Source organism: Tabrizicola sp. (assembly GCF_031377265.1).
Classification (GTDB): domain Bacteria; phylum Pseudomonadota; class Alphaproteobacteria; order Rhodobacterales; family Rhodobacteraceae; genus JAUYQR01.
Genome location: NZ_JANMET010000260.1, coordinates 1 through 4,934, shown reverse-complemented (window position 1 = coordinate 4,934; position 4,934 = coordinate 1). Strand labels below are relative to the sequence as shown.

5 protein-coding genes are annotated in these 4,934 nt (G+C 64.5%); all 5 read left to right on the top strand.

The annotated features are described in order from the left end of the window. Positions 1-394, top strand: a 394-nt coding sequence (locus tag RMO18_RS14935) for an FAD-dependent oxidoreductase (RefSeq protein ID WP_309666952.1), incomplete at its 5' end; no start/stop codon positions are given. Positions 395-488: 94 nt separating this feature from the next. Then, positions 489-752 (top strand): sarcosine oxidase subunit delta, encoded by a 264-nt coding sequence (locus tag RMO18_RS14930; protein ID WP_309666951.1) that lies wholly within the window; start codon positions 489-491, stop codon positions 750-752. Further along, entirely contained in the window at positions 749-3,661 is a 2,913-nt protein-coding gene (locus tag RMO18_RS14925; protein ID WP_309666950.1) for a sarcosine oxidase subunit alpha family protein, read from the top strand. The genes RMO18_RS14930 and RMO18_RS14925 overlap by 4 nt, the downstream gene beginning before the upstream one ends. Further along, positions 3,654-4,202: a sarcosine oxidase subunit gamma family protein gene (locus tag RMO18_RS14920; protein ID WP_309666948.1), complete on the top strand. Its 549-nt coding sequence runs from the start codon at positions 3,654-3,656 to the stop codon at positions 4,200-4,202. The genes RMO18_RS14925 and RMO18_RS14920 overlap by 8 nt, the downstream gene beginning before the upstream one ends. Positions 4,203-4,295: 93 nt before the next feature. After that, positions 4,296-4,934, top strand: a 639-nt coding sequence (locus RMO18_RS14915) for an aminotransferase class I/II-fold pyridoxal phosphate-dependent enzyme (RefSeq protein WP_309666947.1), incomplete at its 3' end; no start/stop codon positions are given.

Genomic DNA, 4,934 nt, shown 5'->3' with positions numbered 1-4,934 from the left:
CAAGGGGGGCCTCGTGTTCGGCGGCGATCTGGATTTCTACGCGAGTTACGCCAGCCGCGGGAACCTGCCGATGGTCGAGCATGTGATGGAAGCCGGCATGACACTGATGCCGATGATCGGGCGGGCCAAGGTGCTGCGGTCGTGGGGCGGGATTATGGACATGTCGCCGGATGGCAGCCCGATCATCGACAAGACGCATGTCGAAGGGCTGTTCATCGACTGCGGCTGGAATTACGGGGGGTTCAAGGCGGTGCCTGCGTCGGGCTGGTGCATGGCGCATCTGATGGCGACGGGGGAGAGCCACGAGGTGGCGCGGAAGTTCCGGCTGGACCGCTTTGCGACGGGGCATCTTCTGGACGAAGAAGGCACCGGCAGCCAGCATAATTTGCATTGAGGGGCGGGATGGAACGGGATCAGTTGCGCCTTGGGTTTGGTTCGGAAGCCTCCGGCGGGGATATTTTTGGACAGATGAAATCGGGAGTGCGGGAATGCGCCTGACCTGCCCCCTTTGCGGCACCCGTGACCGGCGGGAGTTTTATTACTATGGCGACGCGGCGTATCTGCAGCGGCCAACAGTGGAGGCACCTGCGGAGGCTTGGGACAACTATCTGCATCTGCGGGACAATCCTGCTGGGGTGACGCGCGACCTTTGGTATCACGAGGCGGGCTGTGCGCAGTGGTTGGTGGTCACGCGGAATACGGTCACGCATGAGGTGTCGGCTGTGGAACTGGTAGCGGAGCGTCGGCCATGAGGATCGACGGCAAGGGCCTCATCGACCGGACAAAGCCGGTCCGCTTTCGGTTCGATGGCCGCGATTATGCCGGGTACAAGGGCGATACCCTGGCCTCGGCGCTGATTGCCAATGAGGTGAAGCTGGTCGCGCGGTCGTTCAAGTATCACCGGCCACGCGGGGTTCTGACCGCAGGGTCGGAAGAGCCGAACGCGATGGTCGAAGTGATTGGCGCCAAGAACCAGACGCCGAACGTGCGGGCGACGGTGCAAGAGGTGTTCGAAGGCTTGGTGGCGCAGAGCCAGAACCGGCTGGGGTCGTTGAAATACGACTTGCTGGCGGTGAACGACTACCTGTCACCGTTCCTGAGTGCGGGGTTTTACTACAAGACGTTCATGTGGCCGCGCGCGTTCTGGGAGGCGATTTACGAGCCGATCATCCGGCGGGCGGCGGGGCTGGGCAGTCTTTCTGGCAAACATGACGAAGGGATCTATGAAAAGGCCTTTGCGTTCTGCGATGTGCTGGTGATTGGCGCGGGACCTGCGGGCCTGATGGTGGCGCTGACGGCGGGGCGGTCGGGCGCGGATGTGATCCTGGCGGAGGAAAGCCACCACATCGGCGGGCGGCTGTTGGGCGACGGCGGTGTGATTGGTGGGATGGCGGCGGCTGATTGGGTGGCCTCGGTTCTGGCCGAGCTGACCGCGATGCCGAACGTGCGGATCATGTTGCGCACGGCGGTGACCGGGGCCTATGACCATGGCACCTATGGCGCGCTGGAGCGGGTTGGCCTGCACAAATCCGCCCGTCCGAACCTGCCGCGCGAGTGTTTCTGGCGGATCGTGGCGGGCCATGCGGTGCTGGCCACCGGGGCGCTGGAGCGGTCGGTCGCGTTTGCCGACAATGACCGGCCGGGGATCATGATGGCGTCGGGCGTGCGGACTTATCTGAACCGTTACGGCGTGGTTCCGGGCAAGCGGGTGACGCTGTTTGCCAATACCGATGCGGCGCGGGGCGTGGCGCGCGATCTGATGGCGGCAGGGGTGACGGTGGCGGCGATCATCGATCCGCGTGAAGGTGCCAGCGCGGTCGAGGATTGCCCGGTGCATCTGGGCGCCGAGGTGGTGGGAACGCGCGGGCGTCTGGGTTTGCGCGAGATCACCGTGCGCAAGGGGAGCGACGAGTTCAAGATCGAGACGGACTGTCTGGCCGTATCAGGCGGCTGGAACCCGACGCTGCACCTGACCTGCCACATGAACGGGCGGCCAAGATGGAACGACGAGCTTGCGGCCTTTGTGCCGATGGAAGGTGCCGTGCCGGGGCTGGTGGCGGTGGGGGCGGCGAACGGCACGTTCTCGACCCATGGGGCGCTGGCCACCGGGCATGCGGCGGCGCTGCGTGCGGTACAGGCGTTGGGGCGGCGGGTTTCGGTCGATCTGCCGGACGCAGAGGATGCGCCGTACCGCATTCAGCCAATCTGGCAGGTGGCGGGCGAGGGGCGGGCCTGGCTTGATTTCGCCAATGACGTGACGACCAAGGATGTAAAGCTTTCCGCGCAGGAGGGCTTTCGGTCGGTGGAGCATATGAAGCGCTACACCACGCAGGGGATGGCGCCGGATCAGGGCAAGAATTCCAACGTCGCCGCGTTGGCGGTGCTGGCCGATGCGACAGGGCGGGGGATTGCCGAGACCGGGGTGACGACGTTCCGCCCGCCTTATGTGCCGGTGTCGATTGCGGCGATGGGGGCCGGGGGTCGGGGCGCGGGCTTTGCGCCGCAGCGGTTCCTGACCAGCGATCAGGCGAGCCGCGACCGGGGCGCGCCGATGATCGAGGCGGGGCTGTGGTACCGGCCGAGCTATTTCCCGAAACCGGGGGAGACGACATGGCGCGAGGCCTGCGACCGCGAGGTGCGCATGGTGCGCGAGGCGGTCGGGGTGGCGGATGTGTCCACACTTGGCAAGATCGACATTCAAGGCAAGGACGCGGGGCGGTTCCTCGACTTCGTCTACACCAACATGTTTTCGACCCTTCCGGTGGGCCGGGTGCGGTATGGCCTGATGCTGCGCGAAGACGGGTTGGTGCTGGATGACGGCACCTCTGCGCGGCTGGGGGAAAACCATTATCTGATGACAACCACCACGGCGGCGGCGGGTCTGGTGATGCGGCATCTGGACTTTGTGCATCAGGCGTTTTGTGCCGATTGGCAGGTGCGGTTCATTTCGGTGACCGAAGCCTGGGCGCAGTTTGCGGTTGCGGGGCCGAAGGCGCGGGCGCTGCTCAATTCGGTACTGGATGAGCCGTTGGGCGACGTGCCGTTCATGGCGGTTACCACGGTGCGGGTGGGCGGCGTCGAGGCGCGGCTGTTCAGGATCAGCTTTTCGGGCGAAGAAGGCTATGAGATTGCGGTGCCGACGCGGTTCGGCGAGGCGCTGTTTCGCGATCTGCTGGCACGGGCGGAAACGATGGGTGGCGGGCCATACGGGATGGAAGCGCTGAACGTGCTGCGCATCGAAAAAGGCTTTATCACCCACGCCGAGATTCATGGCCGCATTACTGCGCATGACATCGGTATGGAAAAGATGGTGTCGGCAAAGAAGGATTGCATCGGCAAGGCGGCGGCCCAGCGACCGGGACTATGGGGGCCGGACCGCGAGCAGTTGGTCGGCCTGAAGGCGGTTGAGGCGATTTCGGCGGGGGCGCATCTGTTTGTGCCGGGGGCCGAAGTCCACCGCGAGATGGATCAGGGCTATGTCACCTCGGTCGGCTGGTCGCCGACGCTGGATGCGTGGCTGGGGCTGGCGTTCCTGAAGGATGGGCGGGCACGGATCGGCGGGCGGATCCGGCTGGTTGATCATTTGCGCGGCATCGATGTGATCTGCGATGTTTGCCATCCGGTGTTCCATGATCCTGAGGGGGTGAAGCTGCGTGCCTGAGCTGATTGCAAAGTCCGCCCTTGAGGGGCAGGGGCCGTTAACCCTTGGCGGGGTAACTCTGGCTGAGGCTGTGGTGGGCCAGATCACGTCGATCGCGGTGTTTGCGGGCAAGGAAAAGGCGGTGGCCAAGGCGCTGAAGCCGCTGGGCCTGACATTCCCTGAGCCGAACTGCTGGTCTGCCAAGGGCGATGCGCGGATCATCTGGACCGGGCGGGATCAGGCGTTTCTGACCGGCGTGGAGCCACCGATGATCGAGGGCGCGGCGGTGACGGATCAGACCGGCGGCTGGGCCACGCTATCGGTCAGCGGTACGGCGGCGGTTGAGGCGTTGATGCGGCTGGTGCCGCTGGATTTGCGGTTGATGGCGTTTCCGGTGGGGCGGGCGGTTCGCGCGCCGTTGAACCACATGAACGCGGTACTGATCCGGACTGGCGACTATGCCTTTGATCTTATGGTGTTCCGGTCCATGGCGCGCACCGCTTGGCATGAGCTGGAGAGCGCGATGCAGGCGCTTGAAGCGCGGGCGATGCTGAAGTCTTAGGCAAGAAATGACTTAGGGCCCGCAATGTCACTGGCGTGTCACGGAACACGTGTTTACACCTTTTCTGAAGCAGAGTTTTAGAAAAGGTGCACAATGGCCCCTGACGGACAGGCAATCGCCCCAAATGTTTACGATTCAGAGCCCATTCCCGAGGCCGCCCGCGCCGAGATTGACCGGCTGCTGAGCAGCGGCGATCTGTTTCGCTATACCGCACCCGAAGGCGCGCCGGTGGCGCTGCTGGAAGCCGAATTTGCCGAGTTGATGGGTGCGCGCTACGCGCTGGCGGTGTCGTCCTGTTCGGCGGCGCTGTTTCTGGCGCTGAAGGCGCTGGACCTGCCGAAAGGTGCCAAGGTTCTGATCCCGGCGTTTACCTTTGCGGCGGTGCCGTCATCGGTTGTGCATGCCGAGTGTGAGCCGGTTCTGGTGGAAGTGGGCGCGAATTACCGTGTTGACATGGCCGACTTTGCAGCGAAGCTGCCGGGGGCCGGGGCGGTGATGATCAGCCACATGCGGGGGCACACCTCGGACATGGATGCGATCATGGCGCTGTGCGATGCGGCGGGCATTCCGGTGATCGAGGATGCCGCGCATTCGCTGGGCACCACCTGGGCGGGGCGAAATATCGGGACCATCGGGCGGATCGGCTGTTTTTCGTTCCAATCCTACAAGCTGATCAATGCGGGCGAAGGCGGGATCATGGTCAGCGACGATGCCGATCTGATCGCCCGCGCG